The organism is Microvirga sp. BF8, from assembly GCF_059888585.1.
In genome coordinates this window covers 902891-925978 of the sequence record NZ_CM187619.1, presented here as the reverse complement: position 1 = coordinate 925978, position 23088 = coordinate 902891, and the positions used below count along the sequence as shown (strand labels likewise).

The window sequence follows — 23088 nt, the reverse complement described above, 5'->3', positions numbered from 1 at the left end:
ATCGCTCCTACTCGGCAGCCATCACATTGTACGATGCGGGATCGTAATTGAGGATCGGCGAAAGCCAGCGCTCGACTTCGGGGATGCTCATGCCCTTGCGCCGGGCATAATCCTCCACCTGATCGCGCTCCACCTTGGCAACACCGAAATAATAGGCGTCGGGATGCGACAGATAGAGTCCGGAGACAGAGGAACCGGGCCACATGGCGTAGGATTCCGTCAGCGCCACGCCAATGCTGCGCTCGGCGTTGAGCAGTTGGAAGATCGTCGTCTTCTCCGTGTGGTCGGGCTGGGCCGGATAGCCTGGAGCAGGACGGATGCCCTGATATTCCTCGCGGATCAGATCCTCGTTGCTCAAGGCCTCGTCCGGCGCATAGGCCCAGAACTCCTTGCGCACACGCTGGTGCATCCGTTCCGCAAAGGCCTCCGCCAAGCGGTCCGCCAGCGCCTTGACAAGGATCGACCGGTAGTCGTCATTCGCGCGCTCGAACCGCTCGGCGATGCGCACCTCCTCGATACCGGACGTGACAACAAAGGCTCCGATGTAGTCCGCCCTGCCACTTTCCTCCGGAGCGATGAAGTCGGACAGACAAAGATTGGGCTTTCCGTCGCGCCGTGTGAGCTGCTGGCGTAGCCCATGCAGCGTCGCAAGCGCGTCGATGCGGCTTTCGCCCGTGTAGAGCCTGATGTCGTCTCCGACCGCGTTCGCAGGCCAGAAGCCGATCACGGCCTTCGGATTGAACCACCGCTCCTCGACGAGTTGCTTCAGCATCACCTGTGCATCGTCGTAGAGCTGCCGCGCCGCCTCACCTTGTTCCGGATCATCGAGGATGGCCGGGAAGCGGCCCTTAAGCTCCCACGTCTGAAAGAACGGCGTCCAGTCGATATAGGACACAAGTTCGCCAACATCGTAGCTGCGGAAGACGCGCGCGCCCGTGAATGTAGGTTTTGGCGGCTGATAAGCCGCCCAGTCGACCTTCAGTCGGTTGGCTCGCGCTTTCTCGAGAGAAAGCCGCTGCTTGTCGGCCTCGGCGCGCTTGTGGGCCTCGGCTACTTTCCGATATTCCGCCTGGACCGTGCTGATGTACTCGCCCTTCGCGTCCGGCGACAGGAGCGAGGAAACGACGCCGACCGCGCGGCTCGCATCCGTCACATAGACTGCCTGACCCTTTTGGTACTGGGGATGGATCTTCACGGCGGTGTGAACCCGGCTCGTCGTGGCACCGCCGATGAGAAGCGGAATGTCGAAGCCTTCGCGCTCCATCTCGCTCGCCACATTCGCCATCTCATCGAGGGATGGCGTGATGAGGCCGGAAAGGCCGATGATGTCGACGTTCTCTTTGCGCGCGGTATCGAGAATCTTCTGCGCCGGCACCATGACGCCGAGATCGATGACCTCATAATTGTTGCAGGCTAGGACGACGCCGACGATGTTCTTGCCGATATCGTGCACGTCGCCCTTGACGGTCGCCATCAGGATCTTCCCGGCAGCAGAGCGCTCGACGCTGCCGCCATTCGCCTTCTCCGCTTCCATGAAAGGCATGAGGTAGGCGACGGCCTGCTTCATGACGCGGGCTGATTTCACCACCTGGGGCAGGAACATCTTTCCCGCGCCGAACAGGTCGCCGACCACATTCATACCCGCCATCAGCGGGCCCTCGATGACATGAAGAGGTCGCTCTGCCAGTTGACGAGCCTCCTCCGTGTCTTCCTCGATGAATTCCGTGATGCCGTTGACAAGCGCATGTTCGAGACGCTTCTCGACGGGCCAGGACCTCCATTCGAGATCCGCCGCCTTGATGGAGCCGCTCCCGTCGCCCTTGAACCGGGGCGCTGCTTCGAGCAGGCGCTCGGTCGCATCCGGGCGGCGGTTCAGCACCACGTCCTCGCAGAGCTCCCGCAATTCCGGGTCGATCTCGTCGTAAACGGCAAGCTGGCCCGCGTTGACGATGCCCATATCCATGCCGACCTTGATCGCATGGTAGAGGAAGACCGAGTGCATCGCCTCGCGGACCGGCTCGTTGCCTCGGAAGGAGAAGGACAGGTTCGACACGCCGCCAGAGATGTGGGCATGGGGGAGCGTCCCGCGGATGATCCGCGTTGCCTCGATGAAGTCGACTCCGTAGCCGTTATGCTCCTCGATGCCGGTGGCGACGGCGAAGACATTGGGATCGAAGATGATGTCTTCGGGCGGAAATCCCACCTCCTCGGTGAGAATCCTGTAGGCCCTGGTACAGATCTCGACCTTGCGCTCCAGCGTGTCGGCCTGTCCCTTTTCGTCGAATGCCATGACGACGACCGCAGCACCATAGGAGCGGCACACTTTCGCCTGCGCGATGAAGGCATCGACACCCTCCTTCATCGAGATGGAATTCACGATAGGCTTGCCCTGAATGCACTTCAGGCCGGCCTCGATGACATGGAATTTCGAGGAATCGACCATGATCGGCACACGGGCGATATCGGGCTCGGCGGCCACGAGGTTCAGAAACTCAACCATCGCCTTTTCGGAATCGAGCAGACCCTCGTCCATGTTGACGTCGATGATTTGCGCGCCATTGGCGACCTGGTCGCGGGCGACGTCGAGGGCGGCCGCATAATCGCCGTTGGTGATGAGCTTCCGGAACCGGGCGGACCCGGTAACGTTCGTGCGCTCGCCGACATTCACGAATGTGATGTCCGGGGTGAGGATGAAAGGCTCCAGGCCGGACAGCCGCATCATCGGCTTGACCACCGGAACTTCACGAGGTGCCTTGCCGGCCACGGCTTCGGCAATCGCACGGATGTGGTCCGGCGTCGTCCCGCAGCAGCCGCCGACCACATTGACGAGGCCAGCATCGGCGAATTCCGCCAGCATGCCTGCGGTCGCTTCGGGCCGCTCGTCATAAAGCCCAAACTCGTTCGGAAGACCGGCATTGGGATAGGCGCAGACGAGGGTGTCCGCGACCCTGCCGATTTCCTGGACATGAGCGCGCATCTCCCGCGCGCCGAGGGCGCAGTTGAGGCCGACTGCGAATGGGTCTGCATGGCGCACGGAATGCCAGAAGGCAGTGGGCGTTTGACCGGACAGGGTGCGCCCGGACAGATCCGTGATGGTACCGGATATCATGACCGGAAGAGACACGCCTCGCTCCGCAAACACCTTGTAGGTGGCCGCGATGGCGGCCTTGGCGTTGAGCGTGTCGAAGATCGTCTCGATGAGGATGAGCTCGGAGCCACCGTCGACAAGCCCCCTCACCTGTTCGGCGTAGGCTTCGCTCATCTGATCGAACGTGACCGCACGATAGCCGGGATTGTTCACGTCCGGCGAGATCGAGAGGGTGCGGTTCGTGGGGCCGACGGCGCCGGCGACGAAACGGCGGCGGCCGTCCTCGCCTTCCGCCAGCAGGGCGGCCTCGCGTGCGAGGCGCGCACCCTGGACGTTGAGTTCGTAGACGATCGCCTCCATGCCGTAATCGGCCTGCGCAATGGACGTGCCCGAGAAGGTGTTGGTTTCGACGATGTCGGCGCCGGCGCGGAAGTAATCCAGGTGAACCTGGCGGACGGCATCGGGCTGGGTCAGGATCAGCAGATCGTTGTTGCCCTTGACGTCCTGTTTCCAGTCCTTGAAGCGCGCACCGCGAAAATCCTGCTCCGAAAAGCGGGCCCGCTGGAGTTCCGTCCCCATCGCGCCGTCCAGCACGAGAATGCGTCTCGACGCGGCCTCGCGGAGGGCCTTCGTGACCTCGGCGCCATTGGCGGGACAGGGAACTTCAATCGTCATGGTCGTCTCTTTCGTCCGTCCCTGCCACTCAGGGATCATGCCGTTCGGCACACGGGAATTGCGCGCCCTGAGCCGGGCATGCTGGTTGGTCGGTCAGGCCGCCACCCTCTCCGCCTGGCTGCGCAGGCCGAGCAGGCGACAAATCGCATAAACGAGATCGGCCCGGTTCATGGTGTAGAAATGAAATTCGTTGACGCCGCGATCCACGAGATCGATCACCTGCTCGGCGGCCACGGCGGCCGCGATAAGCTTGCGGGTCTCGACATCGTCGTCGAGCCCTTCGAACCGCGCGGCCAGCCATGCGGGAATGCTCGCGCCGGTCTTCGCCGCGAAATTGGCCGTCTGCTTGAAATTCTGTACCGGCACGATACCGGGAATGATGGGGATATTGATGCCCCGCGCCCGGACGCGGTCGAGATAGCGGAAATAGACGTCGTTATCGAAGAAGAACTGTGTGATGGCGCGGTCCGCGCCACAATCGACCTTCTCCTTCAGCACGTCGATATCCGCATCGAGGGATGCGGCCTCCGGATGCTTCTCAGGATATGCGGAGACGGAGACTTCGAAATCGCCGACAGCCTTGATCCCCGCGACAAGGTCGCATGTGCGCTGATAGCCGTCCGCATGCGGCGCGTAGGTCGTCCCCAGACCACCGACGGGATCACCACGCAACGCCACCACATGGCGGACGCCGGCATCCCAATAGGATTGCACGACGCCGTCGACCTCCGCCTTCGGCGCGGCGACGCATGTGAGATGCGCTGCGGGCTTGAGCTGCGTCTCGCGCACGAGACGCGACACAGTGGCGTGGGTGCGCTCCCGGGTTGAGCCGCCGGCGCCATAGGTGACCGACACGAACTGGGGATCAAGCGGCGCCAACCGTTCGATGGACGACCAGAGAGTGGCCTCCATCTCTGGCGTCTTGGGCGGGAAGAACTCGAAGGAGACGTGGATCGGGCATGATGCCTGACGGCTCGGGCGAAGCGCTAGCGGCGACATCAGGCAACCTCTCTGTCGGGTGCGGTCAGCGGCCAGTCCGTCATCGTGCGACGGTCCTGGCCGAGCCAAAGGGAAACGATCAACTGCTCGCCGCCTTTTTTCGACGGCGCGATCTGTCGGTTCAGCGTACAGTCGAGCCCCGCCTCCCCAAGCCAGTCGGCGACCTGCTCAGCGGCAAATCCGAGACGGCGATGGGCCTGGGATTCCCGCAGGAATTCGAGGGTGTGCGGCGCGAAATCGACAACGAGGATCCGCCCGCCTGGCGCAACGAGGCGAGATGCTTCGCGGATCGCACGGGCTGGATCGTCAAGGTAATGCAGGACTTGGTGAATGACGACAAGGTCGAAGGTGTTGCGCGGGAAAGGCGGCGCGTAGATATCGCCCTGCCTGAGCTCGATTCCCCTCAGGCCCGCCTTTTCAAGGTTGGCGCGAGCGACGGAAAGCATGGCGTGGCTCGCATCAAGTCCGACGGTGCGCAGCGCCCGGGGTGCGAGGAGCTGGAGCATCCGGCCGGTGCCGGTGCCGAGATCGACCAGGTTTCGGATCGGCCTGTCGCCAAGAGCGTCGAGCACGGCCGCCTCTACCGTCGCCTCGGGCGCATGGAGGGAACGAAGGCGGTCCCAATCCGGCGCAAGGCGGGAGAAGAAGGCCTGAGCGGCATGGGCACGCTGACTCCGGACTGCCTCTAGCCGCGTCCGATCGTCGAGGAGAAGCGGATCAGCCCGATCGAGGCTCTCCAGCATCGGGCGGAGAATACGGGATGCGTCGCTACGATCCGTAAGCCGGAAGAAGGCCCAGGCCCCCTCCCGGTGCCGCTCCACCAGTCCCGCCTCGACGAGGAGCTTGAGATGGCGGGAAATGCGCGGTTGCGACTGCCCCAGGATGTCCGTGAGGTCGGAGACGGACAGCTCTCCCTCCGTGAGCAGGGCCAGAATCCGCAGACGCGTCTCCTCGGCGGCCGCCCGCAGGATGCTCAGGGTCAGGTCCAGGGATGGCGATGCAGCGTCGGGCACGGCTCGAAACTCGCTCTCACATATAAAGATATATTTATATCTTCTTTCGGAGCTGAGGCAAGTCAAACTTGAACATTCGGCCAAATCCTATGTCCGAATGTGGCGTCCCATGCATAGGTGGGACCACCGCTGCGGCCACGAACTGAGCCGGAGGACAATTGGTCTCCCTTGCATGAGGCTTGCAGGAAGAGGCACCAAGACCGTTCAGGAGGGCGGCCGGCCGATCAGTGAAAGGCCGCTCCCGGCATAGATGCCTGGGCGCCACGACGAGCATCGAGCTGGCCTGAGGTTTCAAAAGACATGGGTCTCTTCCGGCACTCTCAGCGGAAGGGGGGCTCGTCGAAACTGCGTAGCTTCCGGGAATGGAGGGAGGTTCGCTGGTCCCGGAGAATATCAAGGGCGGAAAGGCCTATCATGAGATGCTCGCCGACCGCGCGCTCATAGAACGCATTCGCGGCCCCTGGTAGTTTGATCTCGCCATGCAGGGGCTTGTCCGAGACACAGAGCAGGGTACCGTAGGGAACCCTGAGGCGATAGCCCTGGGCGGCAATGGTACCGCTTTCCATGTCGACGGCGATGGCGCGGGACAGGTTGATCTGGCGCCGTTCGTGGCTCCATCGCAGCTCCCAGTTGCGATCGTCATAAGTGACCACCGTGCCCGTGCGCAGGCGCCGTTTGAGTTCCTCGCCTCTCTCCCCCGTAACCCGAGCGGCGGCTTCCTGAAGCGCAACCTGCACCTCTGCGAGGGCGGGGACGGGAATCTCCGGGGGGACGGCATTGTCGAGGATGCGATCGCGACGCAGATAGCCATGGGCGAGCACATAGTCACCGATGGTCTGCGACTGGCGCAGGCCACCGCAATGGCCGACCATAAGCCAGCAATGGGGCCGCAGAACCGCAAGATGATCCGTAATGTTCTTGGCATTGGACGGGCCGACGCCAATATTGACGAGAGTAACCCCGTGCCCATCTCGGCGGGTGAGGTGATAGGACGGCATCTGGAAACGATGCCAAGGCGAAGAGCCGATCAGTTCCGCAACCGTTTCCTCGGACAGGCCGCTTTCGATGGCGACTCCACCCGGCAGAATCAGCTTCTCGAACGGGCTTTCCGGGTCCGCAAGCTCGGTGACCGCCCAGCGAACGAACTGGTCCACATAACGATGATAGTTCGTCAGAAGGATCCATGGCTGGATCGCCCGCCAGTCGCTCCCCGTATAGTGCACGAGGCGCCGCAGGGAATAATCGGTGCGCGCCGCATCGAATAGCGATAGCGGACGCGGTACGTTCTCGACGAAATCCCAAGTCCCATCGGCAATCTCATCGCCGACCGTCGCCAGAAGCGGAGTCGGGAAAAACTGGGCAAGTTCCGCTGCGGAATGCGCGCCACGACCGAGTTCGTCGCCGCGCTCGAAAATGTACGGATACGGGATCTCCTGGCGACTCACGCCGACCTCGAGGGTCACACCGTAGTCGCGGACCAGATGTCTCAACTGCTCGAGAAGATAGTTCCTGAAGAAAGCCGGCTGCGTGATCGTGGTGGCGAATACCCCTGGCCCCTGCAGTTTCGCATAGGCCCTCTGCTTGACCGGCGGCAGGGACGTCGCCCTGTAGACGACGCGCAACTCCGGATATCGAAAGTGGGCTCGCTCGTCGGTTGTCGGCGGCAGCTTCGTCGCAAAGAAATGCTCAAGAGCGTGGCGCTGGCCCTCGACGGCGGCATCGTAAAGCAGAGCGAGCTTTTCGACGGCTTCTTCAGGGGAGGCTACGGTTTGAAAAGCTTTCATCTCATCGGCGGGCACGGCAACGTCCTTCGAGAGTTCTCGTGCCTCAAGGGTCTTACACCGTTTCGGGTGTGAACCCAACTCTCTTCCTAAGCAGGCGATACCCAGCGCGATGCATTTAGAAGGGCAGTCGTTCCCCCTGCCAGTCAAAAAAGAGACCGCTGTCCGCCATGGACAGGCGATCAATCAAGGCGACGATTCCCGCTGCACTCTCACCCACGGGAATATCGGCGTCCGCGCCGCCCATCTCCGTGCGCACCCAGCCTGGGTGGACGCTGACCGCCACGATCCCCTCCGGCGCGAGATCCGTTGCCAAACCTTGCATAAGCTTGTTTACAGCAGCTTTTGAGGCTCGGTAGGCGATCCGATCCGATTTGGCATATGCCAACGAGCCCATTCGGCTGCTTATCGTGACGATCCTGGGGGCCTTCGAGCGCCGAAGCTGCGGCAGAAAGGCCTGGGTCACGCGGAGGGGCCCGAGGGTATTGACCTTCAGCGTGTCGAGGAATCCGTCGAAATCCATCTCCAGCGTCGATTGTCTCTGGGGACCGATTACGCCCGCGTTGTTGATCAGCACATCGACGGAATCGTCGACGGCGCGCGACGCATCTATAATGGATCCCTGATCCAGAAGATCGAGCCTGATGAGCTTGAGCTTGCCCTGTTCCGAATACTCGTGCCAGTCGAGGGAAAGAGCGCCCTCGTCGCGCACCGTGCCGATGACGCGATCCCCGCGCGCAAGAAGGACACGGGCAAGCTCCTTGCCGATCCCGCGTCCGATCCCGGTAATGAGGTAGGTCCCCATCGGTCCTACCGCGAAAACTTCTTGTACTTGATACGGTGAGGAATCGTGGAATCCACTCCGAGGCGGCGCTTCTTGTCCTCCTCGTAGTCGGCGAAGTTGCCCTCGAACCATTCCACATGGCTGTCGCCCTCGAACGCGAGGATGTGGGTGGCGATGCGGTCGAGGAACCAGCGATCGTGGCTGATGATCACCGCGCAGCCGGCATAGTCCTCAAGCGCCTCTTCGAGGGCCCTCAGGGTGTCGACGTCGAGATCGTTGGTCGGCTCGTCGAGGAGAAGGACGTTTGCCCCGGACTTCAGGATCTTGGCGAGATGCACGCGGTTGCGCTCGCCGCCCGAGAGCACGCCGACCTTCTTCTGCTGATCGGCACCCTTGAAGTTGAATGCGCCGCAATAGGCGCGAGCATTGATCTCACGCTTGCCGAGGTAGAGCACCTCGTTGCCGCCGGAGATCTCCTCGTAGAGCGTCTTGTTGGCATCGAGCGTATCGCGGCTCTGGTCGACATAACCGAGCTTGACGCTCTCGCCGATCTCGATCGTGCCTTCGTCCGGCTGCTCCTGCCCGGTGATCATACGGAACAGTGTCGTCTTACCGGCGCCGTTGGGACCGATGATTCCGACGATGCCGCCGGGCGGCAACTTGAATGACAGGCCATCGATGAGCAGCTTGTCGCCGAAGGCTTTCTTAAGGCCATCGAACTCGATGACATTGTTCCCAAGACGCTCGGCGATGGGGATGATGATCTGCGCGGTGGTCGGCCCCTTCTCGGATGCCTTGGCGACGAGTTCTTCGTAGCGCTGGATACGGGCCTTCGACTTGGCCTGACGGGCCTTCGGCGAGGCGGACACCCATTCCCGCTCGCGCTCGATTGTGCGCTTGTGGGCCTCTTCCTCGCGACCCTCCTGCTCGAGGCGCTTCTGCTTCTGCTCCAGCCAGGACGAGTAGTTGCCCTCGTACGGAATGCCACGGCCGCGGTCGAGTTCGAGGATCCAGCCCGTCACGTTGTCGAGGAAGTAGCGGTCGTGGGTCACGATCAGGATCGCGCCCGGATAGCTGCGCAGGTGGCCTTCGAGCCAAGCGGTCGTCTCGGCGTCGAGATGGTTGGTCGGCTCGTCGAGCAGAAGCAGTTCCGGCTGCTCAAGCAGGAGCTTGCAGAGCGCTACGCGGCGGCGCTCGCCGCCGGAGAGTTTGTCCACGGCCCAGTCGTCGGGCGGGCAGCGCAGGGCGTCCATGGCCTGGTCGACCTGAGAATCGAGATCCCAGAGCCCCTTCGCCTCGATCTCGTCCTGGAGGCGGGTCATCTCGTCCGCTGTCTCCTCGGAATAGTTCATGGCGAGTTCATTGTAGCGGTCGAGGATCGCCTTCTTGGCTGCGACACCCTCCATGACGTTCTCACGCACGGTCTTTGCGGGATCCAACTGGGGTTCCTGCGGCAGGTAGCCGACCCGGGCGCCCTCGGCGACCCAGCCTTCGCCATTATAGTCGGTATCTATGCCGGCCATGATGCGCAGCAGGGTCGATTTACCGGCGCCGTTGACGCCGAGCACGCCGATCTTCGCATCCGGATAGAAGGAGAGATGGACGTTATCCAAGACCTTCTTCCCACTGGAATAGGTCTTGGTAAGGCCACGCATGTGATAGATGAACTGACGGGACACGGAAGGAACCTGCTGACTGGTCGTGGTGGGAGTTGCCGGTCAGTTAGCAGGGGCGGCCTGCCGGGGCAAGGCGGGCAAAGGTCGCCGGGGGCCCCCTCCCCGCCATTCCGGGACGGCGCGGCACCAGGCCGGAATGGCTGCGGAGCCCTCAAAGCCCGAACGGATAAGTCTCGGGCATACCCTCCCCATGAGCCTTCGTCAGCGGCGTGACGGCCCCGGTCTCCTCAAACCAGACGAAGGCGTCGAACTGCTCCGGCAGGATGGCTTCGAAATAGTGGCTGTAAAGCTCCGTTTCCGGCCTGTAGATCACACCGATGGCGCGCTCCAGGCGTGGCTGGGACAGCGCGCCACGCAGATCGACCCGCCCGCTTCCCCGCCAGTCGGTGAGGAAACGGCCGAGGCCGGTATCCCGGAATATTCGCTCATGGCTGTCGGGCCGTGCCGGACGGACGTCCTTGATTTCCATAGGCGCGTCCCAGTCGCTCGCGGCGGCGACCGTGCCCCGATCGGTTCCGAAGCCGATGAGAACGGCTTCATCTCGGTAGGCCGTTCGGCATAGCTCGCCGATGTTGAACTCGCCCTGCCAGCCCATGGCAGTCGCCGCGGCATTCCCGACATGGGAGTTGTGGGCCCAGACCACGGCTTTCGCATTCTTGCGCCGACCAAGGAGGCTTTGCAGCGTATCGAACATGTGTCGATCGCGCAGGTTCCAGGACTCTGTCGCGCCCTCATACATGATGCGGTAGTAGTGCTCTGCAGCGTGGACAATCCGGGCATTCTGGACCGCATCGAAGAAGTCCTCGCCGTCCTGTGCTCCCAAATAGCGCAAACGATGGCCGAGCATGTCCTGAAGTTGGGCCAGCAGGGCTTGGTCGCAGGGTCGCTTCTGGCCCGTCAGCACGGCCCGTCCATAACGCGCGGGATCGGACTGCCACGGGCTGAGGCAGCCGTAGCGTTCCCGTGCCTCCTTTGAGGCTTCGGGATCGATCCGGTCGAGATAGTCGAGGACAGAGCGGATGGAGGCATCGAGGCTGTAGACGTCGAGCCCGCGGAACTCGGCCCGCTGACCCGCCGGACGACCCTGGTTGAAGGCGCGCATCCAATTGACGAAATCCGCGACATCCTCATTCCGCCACATCCAGGTCGGGAACCGCTCGAACGCAGCGTCATCACCTTGGGGAATGGATCGATGTCTCACATAAGCGTCGATCCGCGCGGCATCCGGCCAGTCCGCCTCGACGGCGACGATGGTGAAGCCGTGATGCTCGATGAGCCGGCGCGTTATCGCCGCCCTGGCACGATAGAACTCCGACGTGCCGTGGGTCGCCTCGCCGAGCAGCACCACCTTGGCATCGGCGTAGCGGTCGAACGGGATGCCGAAGGCGTTGGCGTCGTCCAGAGGCGGGAGGGGTTCGCCGCTGGCGCGGACGATCCCGACCGTCTCCTCGATTGCAGCATCGCTCTCGCGCTGCTTCCGGGACAGGCCGACCATGATCCAACCCTCACGAGATCGCGGCCAGGGCGGTGCCATGCACACGCTCGGGCATCTTCTCCTTAACGGCAGGTTCGGTTTTCCTGTTCCGGCTCAATTGACGCGGACGAGACCGCCATCGACGATGGATGTTCTGACCCGTGGCCCTCCCGGCCCGTCGGGATCCGAGTGGTGCGCACCCGTCCTGTCCGGCGGGCTGTCGGAGCGCATCGGAAGCGCAGGGCGCTCGCTGCGCGATCCAATTCGCGCAACAGCGGCGTCTCGCCCTTGCCGGCGGCGGTGACGACGGCAACTTTGGCCATGGCGTCTCCGTTTGGATTCGCCGGCGAAACGATTGGTCTCAAACGGTTTGCGCCATGAGGGTTGCAAACGCCTCCTCAGCCGCCAGTACCGTCGTCATCTGTACCGAGTGGGCGAAGCGGAAGGATTCGCCGTAGATAGTCTCGTCGGGAAATTCCGTGATGAGGGTCAGCGGCGTGGGGTGCCGCTCCTCCGCGGTGATAAGGCACGGAATATCATTGATGATCTCGTATGGTTTTCCGCCCGAATGGATGGCGCAGATCTCAATTTGGCGCCGGTTGAACGCCGGCAGGCCCGGAATGGCCTGAAGCCGCTTGGTCACCGCCTCGACGAGCGCCCTCGCCGTCTCTCCCCACGAATGGTGATGGCGCATGATCAGGAAGAACCCCTTCGGGATCGACCACAATTCGAAGCCACGTGGGAGGTAGCCGGTGAACGGCCGGGTCCACTCATGGGCGGGATAACCGTGGAGGTTCACGTGAAGCTGTGCTCCGGACAGTTCCAGCGCCTGGATCCGCGCTCCAAATTCATAGGTGGGATTGCCACGATCGAACTCCACGTCGCTGCCGAGGGAGGTGTAGCGCGCGGCATGGTGCATGTGCCGCGGATTGGCCTCACAGAGCCTTCCGTGCAGCGCATACCCGTCAGGATTCTCGACCGCGATCAGGGCGACACTCGCCTCGGGGTCGGCAAGGAGGCGCCGGACGGCGCGAAGTGCACCGACCGGAGCCGAGGTCTCGTTGGCATGCTGCCCGGCAGAGATCAGCACGGCCGGGTGTGACCCTTTGCGATAGAGACCGCACACTGGCCTCCCTTCGCGGGACACAGCCTGGAAGGTCGTTCCGGGAAGGTTCGCCATCTCCCTGTAGATCTGCTCCAGACCGGGCGCTGCGTCTGCTGTTTCCAGCACCTGCTCACGCCTGACCGGATTCTTCGGAACCGCGAAGGAACGAAGTTCGACACGAACATGCGCGTCGCCCGCGCCGGCGCGGATGTCCGGCACGATCTGGCCCGGCTGAAGGCTGCGATCCTCCGGGGGACGGCCCGACTTGTGCTTGAAGAACTCCAGCAGCGAGAAATAGAAATCCTCGTGCAGCGCCTCGCGCGTACTGATCACCTCGTCGCCGCAATCGAGGGGACGCTCGATCCCCGCAATTTGAACGTCGATGGCGATGGTCTCGGCGTAGGGCTCCTCGGCGGGCCAGGAATGGCCCGCAATCGCTGTCATCACAGCCTCGAAGACGGTCTCCACCTCGGTCGTGATCGCCTCGTCGAGATCAGGGCGGTCAGGACAACGGGTTGCCCTGATCCAGCCAGTCGGAGACAGGTCGTTTTGGCCGATATGATTCGAGCGAAGGCGGTTGGGAGCGAAAATTTCTTTCTCGATCCGGCGCCCATCGCGATAGTCCGCAATGATGCGATAGGTCAGGCTCTCGCCTCCGGGAACGAACACGGCCTCGGCATGGCTGAGCAACGCCGCCAGCGGATAGGCCTCCGACAGGAAACGCACGGCGTCCGCCTGCGGATGCACCGGATAAGTCACCTCGACACGCGCGAGGTCGGCTGTCTCGATTTCCTCCAGGAATGCATGGACCAGGGGCTTGTAGGTACTGCGCAGGCGCGCCGTGACGCCGGCCTTCGCAAGCACCGTCTCCGCATGTCGCCGCGCCGGCTCGTCCTCGAACAGCCAGGCTTCGATATGGGCCCCACTCCGACCGGCCCTGGACCATTCCGAGACGAGGGCATCGAGAGTCCGCGGCACCGTTTCATCGAGGAGGATGGTCATTTCGAAGTCTGTCCTGTCGGGTCGAGATAGTCGCGCAGCCAATCGCCGAGAAGATTGAGGCCGAGCACCGTGAACATGATGGCGAGTCCCGGAAAGACGCTAACCCACCAAGCGGATTGCAGATAGGTGCGCCCATCCGCCAACATGCCGCCCCAACTCGGGATCAGCGGATCGACGCCGAGGCCGAGGAAGGTCAGGCTGCTTTCGAGAAGGATGTTGTTGGCGACGTTCAGGGTCATGAGAATGACGATGGGGCCGAGCACATTGGGAAGGATGTGCTGGAAGATGATGCGGCCGTTCCCGACGCCGATGGCGCGGGCGGAGAGGATGAATTCCCGGTCGCGAAGGGCAAGCACGGAGCCACGTACGAGGCGGGCATATTGCACCCATTGCGCGACGATCATGAAGAAGATCACCTTGTCGACACCGGTGCCGAGGATGGCGAGGAACATGATCGCGATGAGAATGAAGGGCAATGCGAGTTGCACATCCGCAAAGCGCATCAGCACGATCTCGGCGATACCGCGGTAATAGCCGGCGATCAGGCCGACCAGGGTTCCGAGGATCACGGCGCCGAGGACGGAGAGCGCACCGACGGTAAGCGAAATCCGCCCGCCTATCACCACGCGGGCGAGAACATCGCGCCCAAGCGGATCGGTGCCGAGAAGGTGGGCCGGATTCTGGAACGGCGGCAGGAGACGCGCCATCAGGTCCATGCTCTCGCCGCCATCAGGAAACAGAATGCCCGAGAACAGGACCGCGAGCGTCATGGCTCCGGTCAGAATGACGCCAAGGACGAGTTCAAATGATCTGAAGCGCCGGCGCGATCCGGGTGCGGCCTGAGCCATGGCCATGAGCGTCACTCCGTCCGAATGCGCGGATCGATGAGCCCGTAGGCGATATCGACCAGGAGATTGATGAGCACGATGAAGAGGGCGAGGACCGTGATGGAGCCTTGCAGAACGGGATAGTCACGCGCCGAAATCGCATCGAACGCGAGGGTTCCCATGCCGGGCCAGTTAAAGACACGCTCCACAATGACGATTCCGCCGATCAGGCCGCCGAACTGGAGCCCGATATAGGTGACGAGCGGAATCGCAGAGTTTCGTAGAGCATGCTTGTAGAGCACGACACGGTCCTTCAGCCCCTTGGACCGCGCCACCATGATGTATTGCTGGGAAAGAGTTTCCAGCATCGAGGTCCGCACCAGTCGCACATTCGTCGCGGTGAGAATAATTCCCATGGTCAAGGCAGGCATGATGAAGCTCTCGAACCCTTCCATGCCGCTCGGCGGCAGGAGACCGAGGGTGATCGAGAAGAACAGGACCATCATGATCGCCAGCCAGAAGTTGGGAAATGACAGCCCGACAAGGGAAAGGATGCGGATGACCTGATCCGGCCACCGTCCCCGATTCACGGCCGCGGAGACGCCGAGTGGCACAGATAGCACGATGGAAAGGAAAAGCGACGCAAAGGCCAGAAGCAGCGTCGCAGGGAGTGCCTTTGAGATCAGGAGCGACACGGGCGTTCCGCCCATGAAGCTGCGTCCAAAATCACCGACGAGGAGACCTCTGAGGAAATCGATATATTGGACATAGAACGGACGCTCCAGTCCCAACGCCTGACGGATGTTCTGCAGATCCTTCTCGGTGATGTTGCTGCCGCCTGCCAGCATCACCGCCGGATCGCCGGAAAGCCTGATGGCGAAGGACACGATAAGTGTCACGGCCAGGATCACGAAGATGGCCTGCAGCAATCGCCGGAGAATGAAGCCCGCCATGCAGTGATCCTGTTCCGTCTTCTTGTGTCGAAGCGGCCCTGTGCTCGCGGGCCTGCCTGATTGTCGAACGACAATGACGGGCGTCGCCGCTCGTGGCGACGCCCGCGATGGGTGACTTACTCCACCGTCACGTCCGAGAAACGGAAGCGACGGTCTGCCGGCGGCTCGAAATTCTTCACCCGCTTGTTCACGCCATAGATGGTGTTCTGGTTGTAGAGCGGGATCTCCAGCGCCTGGTCCGCCACGTAGCGGGCGACTTCCTGTAGAACCTTCTCGCGCTCTTTCACGTCGTAGATGCTGCGCTGCTTCTCAAGCAAGGCATCGAGCTTGGGATCCTTGTCGTAGGGATTCCACTTCTCCCCCGAGTGATACATCAGATAAGCGGTATTATCGTAGTCGAACGTCCAGCCGCCCCAGGCATTGTGCCAGGCTTCGTCCGTCTTGCCGTTCGGGATGATGTCGTTGAGCAGGACTGGCGTTTCGTACGGCTGGAGCGAGGCCTTCAGGCCAAGCGCCTGAAGAAAGCCTGCAGCGGCCTGCGCGACTTCGCGGAACGTCGCGTCGTTGCCGCGGAAATCGATCTTTACCGGTGCGCCGGGCTGGACACCCGCCTGCTGGAGCATCTGCTTGGCCTTGGCGAGATCGAAAGGCAGCGGCTTCAGGTTCGGATCGTAGCCGAAGGAGAGGTCGGCCTGAAAGCTCGCAATCGGCTTGGCATGGCCGAGCAGCACGGCCTTGATGATGGCGTCGCGGTCGATACCCATGATCAGCGCCTTGCGGACATTCACGTCCTTGGTGATGCCTTCTTTCGTGTTGAGGCGCAGGGCAACGACCGTCGGCCCGGTGATGCTGATGAGGCTCAGCTTCGGATCCTTCTCCACCGTCGGCGCAAGGCCGAAGGGGATGAGTGTGGCGATGTCGATACGACCTGCCTGCAGTTCCGCGATCTGAGTATTCGCCTCTGCGATCATGCGGAACACGAGCTTGTCGAGCTTCGGCGCACCACCCCAATGCTCAGGGAAGGACTCGAGCGTCAGGCTGACCTTCGGCTCATAGCTGACGAACTTGAACGGCCCTGTCCCGACGGGATGGGTATTGAAGTAGTCGTCGCCCTTCTCCTGGATGTATTTCGGCGGAACGATCATCGCGCCATATCCAGCGAGCTTGGTGATCAGCACGGGATCGGCCTGCTTCATGACGAAATCGACCGTGCTGGCATCGACGACCTCCACATGATCGATGGAGGTGTAGTTTGACTGCTGTGGCCCCTTCTTGCCCTCGGGGCCGAGAAGGCGATCGAAGGTGAACTTTACGGCGTCCGCATTGAAGGGTTCGCCGTTGTGAAACTTTACATTCTCGCGCAGCTTGAAGCGGATGCGGCTGTTGTTGTCGAGGAATTCCCAGCTGGTGGCGAGGCCGGGCTTAAGCTTCATGTCCGCCCCGCGTGAGGTCAGACCGTCAAAGATATTGTTGGCGGCGGAGGACCAATCGACGATGAAGGTGTCGATAGGGTCCCAGCTGCCGGGATCCAGGGCGATGGCCGTCGTCAGCGTGCCGGCCGCCTGGGCCTGCGTCGCTGCGAGCGGCGCCAAGGCTGCAGCGACCGTGAAGCCGAGTGCCTTGAGTGTGGTCGAAAGTTTCATTCTGCTTGCTCCTCTGAAGAGTTTCCTTACGCCGCGCCAAGGAGTCGATCGTTCTCGACTGCCACCCAATGGCCCGGCTCGACTTGTCGCATGCGGTGGATCGCCGGTTCGTGTCCGACGGGTCGGACCGGGCTTGGGATCTCACCCTCGATGCGCGTTTTTGCCCGCTCTCGCTCCGGATCGGCGATGGGGACCGCCGACAGGAGCTTGCGGGTATAGGAATGCTGCGGATTTTCAAATATCGCCTGGCGCGTACCGAGTTCGACGATCTGCCCGAGAAACATCACTGCGACGCGATGGCTGATTTTCTCCACTACTGCCATATCGTGCGTGATGAACAGGTATGACAGCCGCCGCCGCTCCTGCAACTCCATGAGCAGGTTCACGATCTGGGCCTGGATCGACACATCGAGAGCGGACACCGATTCGTCTGCGATCACGAGCTTCGGATCGCTTGCGAGCGCCCTGGCGATGCAGATACGCTGGCGCTGGCCGCCGGAGAATTCATGCGGGTAGCGCTTGGCGTGTTGCGGCTGCAGCCCGACCTGTTCCAACAGTTCCTGCACCCGTCGCTCGATGGACCTGCGGTCCTTGATGAGGCCATGAACCACGATGGGCTCGGCGATGCTGAACCCGACCGTATGCCGAGGATCGAGGGAAGCGAAGGGATCCTGGAAGATGTACTGGATCTGCTGGCGCAGGCGGCGTCGCTCTGCCTGGCTCATGGCATTCATGTCGCGCCCGTCGAACCGCACCGTGCCGCTGGTCGGCTCGACGAGTTGTTGCAGGGTGCGGCCGATGGTCGATTTCCCGCTGCCGGATTCGCCGACCAGAGCCAGGGTCTCGCCGGGATAGATGTCAAAGCTGACTTCCTCGACCGCGTGGACTCGATGCGTGACTCGGCCGAAGAATGTCTTGCCGACGTCGAAGCGGGTGGTCAGCTTGTCGACCTGCAGGATCGGCTTGGAATAGTCCGCCGTGTCCTGAATGTGGGTTTCCCCCGTTTGCTTCGGCTGGGTCCCTTCCATCACCGTCACGGGCGTGCGCTTCGGCAACGGCTGACCCGTCAGGCTTCCGAGACGGGGCACGGCCGACAGCAGGGCGCGCGTGTAGGGATGGTTCGGCGCTGCGAAGATCTTCCGCACGGGCGCCTGCTCGACCTTCTCCCCCTTCCACATGACGACGACGTCGTCCGCCATCTCGGCGACAACGCCCATGTCGTGGGTGATGAAGATGACGGCCGTGCCCATCTCGGCCTGGAGGTCCCGGATGATGTTGAGGATTTGCGCCTGGATCGTGACATCGAGCGCCGTCGTCGGTTCGTCGGCGATCAGCAGCTTGGGGCCGCAGGCAAGCGCCATGGCGATCATGACCCGCTGCCGCATGCCGCCGGAAAGCTGGTGCGGATACCGGTCGAGGAGCTTTTCCGCATCGGGAAGGCGAACCTTCTGCAGCAAGTCCCGGGCCCTGAGCCGGGCGTCGCGCGCACTGAGGCCCTCGTGGAGCACCAGCGCTTCGACGATCTGGTTGCCGATGGTGAAGACCGGGTTGAGCGAAGTCATCGGCTCCTGGAAGATCATCGCGATATCCTTGCCGCGGATCTCCCGGAGCTTGGCATCGGACGCGCCGACCAGGTCGAGCGCTGGCCCCTCCGAGGGGCGAAACAACACTTCGCCGCCGGCGATGCGCCCGCCGGTATAGTCCGTCAGCCGCATGATCGCGAGGGAGGTGACGGATTTGCCCGAGCCGGATTCTCCGACGATGGCAAGGGTCCGTCCGGGCTGGACGTCGAAGCTGACATCCTTCACCGCTCGAAATATTCCTTCTCCCGCTCCGAACTCGACCGAGAGTCCGCGGACCGACAGAAGGGGTCCGTCCTTGAACTGACGATTGGCTGGGGTGTCAGACATGGATCCTGCTCACGATAAGGCCCTTGTGCGAAAGGTTGGGCCCGTACCTCTTGAATACCATTCCCCTTCGCAGTGGCGGAGCCTTACCGTCAAGTCCCGTTGAGATGATGAGCCGGCAATACGCTGCACCGGGCCAATCATTTTCGTCACGCAGTGACCCACTCGCCCCCACGCATCAGCGGTTCGGCGCGTCCATCGGCGGTGATTCCGTCAACGTCGACCTGGCCCGACCCGATCATCCAATCGATATGGATCAGACTGCGATTGGCGCCACATGCGGCAAGCTGTTCCTCGCTCATCGTGCCGCCATTTCTGATACATTTGCTGTAGGCTTGCCCGAGGGCGATGTGGCTGGATGCATTCTCATCGAAAAGTGTGTTCAGGAAAAGAAGCCCACTTTGGGAAATCGGTGACGAGTTCGGCACCAGGGCCACTTCGCCAAGCCGGCACGCGCCCTCGTCCGTTTCAAGGACCTTCCTGAGGACCGCCTCACCCGTCCGTGCCTTGCTTTCTGTGATTCTTCCACCTTCAAACCGAACCTGGATATCCTGGATCAACGTGCCCTGATACGAGAGCGGCTTGGTGCTCGTCACCGTGCCGTCCACCCGGTCCTTGTGTGGGGTGGTGAAGACCTCTTCGGTCGGAATATTGGCATTGCAGACGACGCCGTTCTTGGCCTTCGTCGACCCCCCGTTCCATTCATGCCCATCGGCGAGACCGACACGAAGGTCGGTTCCGGGACCCTTGAAATGAAGAGCGGCATAGCTCTTCTCGTTCAGCAGGCGCGTCCTGGCCTGCAACTCGGCATTATGGGTGGCCCATGCGGCAATCGGGTCCTGAGCATCGATGCGGGACGCGGCGAAAATCGCATCCCACAGCTTGGCGAGCGCAATCTCCTCGGGATCATTCGGGAACACGGCCTTCGCCCAGGCTGGGGTCGCCGCGGAGACGATGGTCCAGTTGATGTCGAAGCCGGCGATGAGGTTCAGGGCTGGCATGTAGGCCTTGGAACGCGCCCGGTTGGCCCGTGAGACCTTTTCGGGGTCCTGCTGCGCCAGAAGGGACGGGTCCTCGCCGACGATGGCGAGGCGTGCCGCCCCTTTCCTGTAGGCCTCGGCCATACCCTCGTAGAGCCAGGATGCGGCGCTGTCGAAAGTGTCCTCGCGGCCATGGCGGAAGCGCATAAGCGTTGCCTCCTCATCGGAAAAGATGGTCGTCACCAGGGACGCGCCGGACTTGTACGCGTGCTCGGTGATACGGCGGGCCAGAGCAACCGCTTCGAGAGGCGCGGTCATGACGACTTCCTGGCCTGGCCGGAGTCCCAGCCCGACGCGCACCGCAACCTCGGCGAGGCGGTCGAGCCGCTCCGCATGGGAAGTGGCGTCTGACGGGTTCCGGAATCGATCGTTCATGATCCTGCCTCTTGGGAAAGGGATTCTAGGACTGGGATTGGTTCGCCGGGCAAGCTACACCCCCCAATTCTGGGCGCAACCCTCAAGGGGTGATCAGCGTTCGTTCTCACGGGGCACCCGGGTCAGCGCATCTGAATCGAAGGCGACGCTCTTGACGATGGCGTAAATCGGCAAGCCGGGTGCGAGCCCCAAGTGCTCAGCGGATTTGCGGGTGACCCGTGCGACGAGGGTTTCGCCCGCGCAATCGAAAGTCACATCGACGCCAGGACCCTCGGACGGCTCCAAGGAGACAATTGTCCCGGAAACGATGTTCAGAGCGCTCAACCTGTCCGGACGGTCCAACGACAGAATGACATCGCGGGCCCGGATGCGAACCCGCAAGGGAGCCCCGATCGGCAGATCGAGATGGGGAATCGTAAGAGCTCCTGCCCTCATCTCGAGAATGGTCAGCGCGAATTCTTCCTCGTGCCGCAGGACCCTCGTTTCTATCAACGCACCGGCCTCGGCAAGTCCGGGCTGCGGAAGCAGGCTTGTGTGTCGCAGGATCTCGCTGGTCGGTCCGACGGCGGTCACCTCGCCGTTCGAGAGAACCACGACAGACGTAGCGAGCCGGGCAATCTCCGGCACGGAGTGACTGACGAGAACGATGGGAACGCGGCCCTCGTCCCGGAGACGCTCGATGTAAGGATAAATTTCCGCCTTTCGGGTCTCGTCGAGGGATGCAAGCGGTTCGTCCATGAGCAGGAGCAGTGGATCCGCCAGCAGCGCCCGACCGATCGCAACCCTTTGCTTCTCTCCACCCGAGAGCGTCGCAGGACGGCGCGCCAACAGGTGGTCGATTCCGAGAAGCGACACGACATTCTCGAAATTCGCGTAGTGCTCCTGCCTCTGCGTAAACCAGCGCCCGAAGAGCAGGTTCTGACGAACACTGAGATGAGGGAACAGGCGGCCTTCCTGGAAAACGTAGCCGACCCTCCGCCGATGAACCGGCACGTCGATTCGCCGCTCCGTATCGAGGAGCACCCGCCCGTTGACCACAATCCGCCCCTTCGACGGCCGAAAAAGGCCGCCAATGGCATTGACGAGGGTGGTCTTGCCGGCACCCGAGCGCCCAAACAGGGCGGTCAGGCGCCCTTCAGAATGGAACCGGGCACGGAGCACGAAGTCGCCCAGCCTGTGCCTGACATCGACATCGAGACTCATCCGACGGCCAGCCTTCCCCTCAGGCGTCGCGCCAGCCACTCGGAGGCCCAAAGGGCGGCCACCGATATGACGACAGACACGAATGTCAGGCGCAGGGCGCCCCCCTCGCCACCGGGGACCTGGGTCAGGGCATAGATCGCCGTCGGCAGTGTTTGCGTCTCGCCTGGAATGTTGGAAACAAACGTAATCGTCGCTCCGAATTCGCCCATGGCCTTGGCGAAGGACAGGACCATCCCGGCCAGGATGCCCGGCAGGATCAGAGGCAGAGTGACAAGCAGGAACACCCAGACCGGGTGGGCCCCCAAAGTCTCCCCAGCCCGCTCGAGCTTGCGGTCGACTGCCTCGATGGAGAGACGGATTGCGCGCACGAGAAGGGGAAATCCCATAATGGCGCAGGCGAGAGCCGCGCCTGTCCAGCGAAATGAGAATACAATCCCGAAATGCTCTTCAAGAAACGCGCCCACGGGGCCGCGACGACCAAGGGCCAACAGAAGAACGTATCCCACGGCCACCGGCGGCAGGATCAAGGGCAGGTGCACCACGGCATCGAGCATCTGACGCCCCCAGAACCGCCCGCGCGCCAGGAGCATGGCGACGGCGATCCCGGGAATGAGGCTGCCAAGCATGGCCGCCACCGCGACCTTCAGGCTCAAGCCGACGGCTGACCATTCCTCAGGCGAAAGCCACGTGCTCAAGACCCGGCCGGCCTGGCGAGAATGGAAAAGCCCTGCTGCTCGAAGAGCGGAAGGGCTTTCGACGAACGCAGGAAATCGAAAAATTCCTTCGCGTTCGATCCGGCCGCCTTCGTCAATGCGACAGGATAGGCGATGGGCGGATAGGTATTTTCCGGAAAATCGGCGACAATCCTGACCCCTGGATCGGATCTGGCATCCGTCCGGTACACGATACCGAGCGGAGCCTCACCGCGCGAGACGAAGAGCAGTGCTGCCCGAACGCTTTCCGCCTGGGCGATCCGATCCTTCACCGCATCCCAGAAGCCAAGTTTTTCAAGCGCCGCCTTGCCATACTTGCCGGCTGGTACGGCAGCCACGTTGGCCATGGCGAGTCGGCCCCCATTTAAGGCGCCGGCGAGGTCGAAGCCGGGCTGGATCGTCATCCCGCGCGCATCGTCCTTCGGTGCAATGAGCACAAGGGCGTTTCCGAGGAGGTTGATGCGGCTGGCGGGGTCGATTAGCCCCTTGGACGCAACGTAATCCATCCAGTCGAGATCCGCCGAGACGAAAAGATCCGCAGGTGCGCCCGCCTCTATCTGCTTGGCCAGGGCATTGCTCCCCGCATATGAAATGACGGCTCTCTTGCCGGTCTCGCGCTGCCAGGCGGCATTGATGTCGTCGAGTGCGTTCTTCAGGCTCGCTGCCGCGAAGACAACGACAGGCTTCTCCTGCGCGGCAGCTGGAACAGAGGCGCCAAGGGACATCGATAGGATCATCAGGACCGCCTGCAGAAAGGCTACCCTCCTGAACATCGGCTTCATGTTCCCCGTCCTGCGGTTAAGGATCCAACTTCGCCATCCTATCGGAGA

16 protein-coding genes are annotated in these 23088 nt (G+C 62.5%); all 16 read right to left on the bottom strand.

Annotated features, from left to right (window positions below; genetic code table 11):
* Positions 1 to 7 precede the first annotated feature (7 nt).
* Entirely contained in the window at positions 8 to 3763 is a 3756-nt protein-coding gene (metH, locus tag AC522E_RS04375) for a methionine synthase (protein ID WP_500749171.1), read from the bottom strand.
* A 93-nt stretch (positions 3764 to 3856) separates the two neighbouring features.
* Positions 3857 to 4762 carry a methylenetetrahydrofolate reductase [NAD(P)H] gene (gene metF, locus AC522E_RS04370; RefSeq protein WP_500749170.1) on the bottom strand — a complete coding sequence of 302 codons (906 nt, stop codon included), beginning with the start codon at positions 4760 to 4762 and terminating at the stop codon, positions 3857 to 3859.
* On the bottom strand, positions 4762 to 5775 hold the full coding sequence (locus AC522E_RS04365) for an ArsR/SmtB family transcription factor (RefSeq protein WP_500749169.1): 1014 nt from the start codon (positions 5773 to 5775) through the stop codon (positions 4762 to 4764). The genes metF and AC522E_RS04365 overlap by 1 nt, the downstream gene beginning before the upstream one ends.
* A 320-nt stretch (positions 5776 to 6095) precedes the next feature.
* Complete coding sequence (locus AC522E_RS04360) at positions 6096 to 7574, bottom strand: AMP nucleosidase (protein WP_500749168.1); 1479 nt, start codon at positions 7572 to 7574, stop codon at positions 6096 to 6098.
* Positions 7575 to 7674: 100 nt separating this feature from the next.
* Positions 7675 to 8361 (bottom strand): SDR family oxidoreductase, encoded by a 687-nt coding sequence (locus AC522E_RS04355; protein WP_500749167.1) that lies wholly within the window; start codon positions 8359 to 8361, stop codon positions 7675 to 7677.
* 5 nt (positions 8362 to 8366) lie between these two features.
* Positions 8367 to 10019 carry an energy-dependent translational throttle protein EttA gene (gene ettA / locus AC522E_RS04350; RefSeq protein ID WP_500749166.1) on the bottom strand — a complete coding sequence of 551 codons (1653 nt, stop codon included), beginning with the start codon at positions 10017 to 10019 and terminating at the stop codon, positions 8367 to 8369.
* A 148-nt stretch (positions 10020 to 10167) separates the two neighbouring features.
* Positions 10168 to 11511, bottom strand: a complete 1344-nt coding sequence (locus AC522E_RS04345) for an erythromycin esterase family protein (protein WP_500749165.1) — start codon at positions 11509 to 11511, stop codon at positions 10168 to 10170.
* Positions 11512 to 11851: 340 nt separating this feature from the next.
* Positions 11852 to 13597 carry a M14 family metallopeptidase gene (locus AC522E_RS04340; protein WP_500749164.1) on the bottom strand — a complete coding sequence of 582 codons (1746 nt, stop codon included), beginning with the start codon at positions 13595 to 13597 and terminating at the stop codon, positions 11852 to 11854.
* Positions 13594 to 14451, bottom strand: coding sequence for an ABC transporter permease (locus tag AC522E_RS04335; RefSeq protein ID WP_500749163.1), 858 nt, complete (start codon positions 14449 to 14451; stop codon positions 13594 to 13596). Before AC522E_RS04335 ends, AC522E_RS04340 begins: the two co-directional genes overlap by 4 nt.
* 5 nt (positions 14452 to 14456) lie before the next feature.
* Positions 14457 to 15377: an ABC transporter permease gene (locus tag AC522E_RS04330; RefSeq protein WP_500749162.1), complete on the bottom strand. Its 921-nt coding sequence runs from the start codon at positions 15375 to 15377 to the stop codon at positions 14457 to 14459.
* 116 nt (positions 15378 to 15493) lie between these two features.
* On the bottom strand, positions 15494 to 17020 hold the full coding sequence (locus tag AC522E_RS04325; RefSeq protein WP_500749161.1) for an ABC transporter substrate-binding protein: 1527 nt from the start codon (positions 17018 to 17020) through the stop codon (positions 15494 to 15496).
* Between the two features lie 26 nt (positions 17021 to 17046).
* Entirely contained in the window at positions 17047 to 18930 is a 1884-nt protein-coding gene (locus AC522E_RS04320; protein ID WP_500749160.1) for an ABC transporter ATP-binding protein, read from the bottom strand.
* Between the two features lie 146 nt (positions 18931 to 19076).
* Positions 19077 to 20342, bottom strand: coding sequence for an aminopeptidase (locus AC522E_RS04315; protein WP_500749159.1), 1266 nt, complete (start codon positions 20340 to 20342; stop codon positions 19077 to 19079).
* Positions 20343 to 20435: 93 nt separating this feature from the next.
* Positions 20436 to 21545, bottom strand: coding sequence for a molybdenum ABC transporter ATP-binding protein (gene modC, locus AC522E_RS04310; protein ID WP_500749158.1), 1110 nt, complete (start codon positions 21543 to 21545; stop codon positions 20436 to 20438).
* Positions 21542 to 22240, bottom strand: coding sequence for a molybdate ABC transporter permease subunit (modB, locus tag AC522E_RS04305; RefSeq protein WP_500749157.1), 699 nt, complete (start codon positions 22238 to 22240; stop codon positions 21542 to 21544). Before modB ends, modC begins: the two co-directional genes overlap by 4 nt.
* Positions 22237 to 23031 carry a molybdate ABC transporter substrate-binding protein gene (modA, locus tag AC522E_RS04300; RefSeq protein ID WP_500750585.1) on the bottom strand — a complete coding sequence of 265 codons (795 nt, stop codon included), beginning with the start codon at positions 23029 to 23031 and terminating at the stop codon, positions 22237 to 22239. Before modA ends, modB begins: the two co-directional genes overlap by 4 nt.
* Positions 23032 to 23088: the final 57 nt, after the last annotated feature.

Bases quoted from the DNA above. Each gene is read 5' to 3' on its own strand.
- AC522E_RS04345 (WP_500749165.1), bottom strand. From the start codon at position 11,511: ATGGTCGGCCTGTCCCGGAAGCAGCGCGAGAGCGATGCTGCAATCGAG.
- modC (WP_500749158.1), bottom strand. From the start codon at position 21,545: ATGAGTCTCGATGTCGATGTCAGGCACAGGCTGGGCGACTTCGTGCTC.
- AC522E_RS04315 (WP_500749159.1), bottom strand. From the start codon at position 20,342: ATGAACGATCGATTCCGGAACCCGTCAGACGCCACTTCCCATGCGGAG.
- AC522E_RS04330 (WP_500749162.1), bottom strand. From the start codon at position 15,377: ATGGCGGGCTTCATTCTCCGGCGATTGCTGCAGGCCATCTTCGTGATC.
- AC522E_RS04335 (WP_500749163.1), bottom strand. From the start codon at position 14,451: ATGGCCATGGCTCAGGCCGCACCCGGATCGCGCCGGCGCTTCAGATCA.
- metH (WP_500749171.1), bottom strand. From the start codon at position 3,763: ATGACGATTGAAGTTCCCTGTCCCGCCAATGGCGCCGAGGTCACGAAG.
- metF (WP_500749170.1), bottom strand. From the start codon at position 4,762: ATGTCGCCGCTAGCGCTTCGCCCGAGCCGTCAGGCATCATGCCCGATC.
- AC522E_RS04340 (WP_500749164.1), bottom strand. From the start codon at position 13,597: ATGACCATCCTCCTCGATGAAACGGTGCCGCGGACTCTCGATGCCCTC.
- AC522E_RS04355 (WP_500749167.1), bottom strand. From the start codon at position 8,361: ATGGGGACCTACCTCATTACCGGGATCGGACGCGGGATCGGCAAGGAG.
- AC522E_RS04325 (WP_500749161.1), bottom strand. From the start codon at position 17,020: ATGAAACTTTCGACCACACTCAAGGCACTCGGCTTCACGGTCGCTGCA.
- AC522E_RS04320 (WP_500749160.1), bottom strand. From the start codon at position 18,930: ATGTCTGACACCCCAGCCAATCGTCAGTTCAAGGACGGACCCCTTCTG.
- modA (WP_500750585.1), bottom strand. From the start codon at position 23,031: ATGTTCAGGAGGGTAGCCTTTCTGCAGGCGGTCCTGATGATCCTATCG.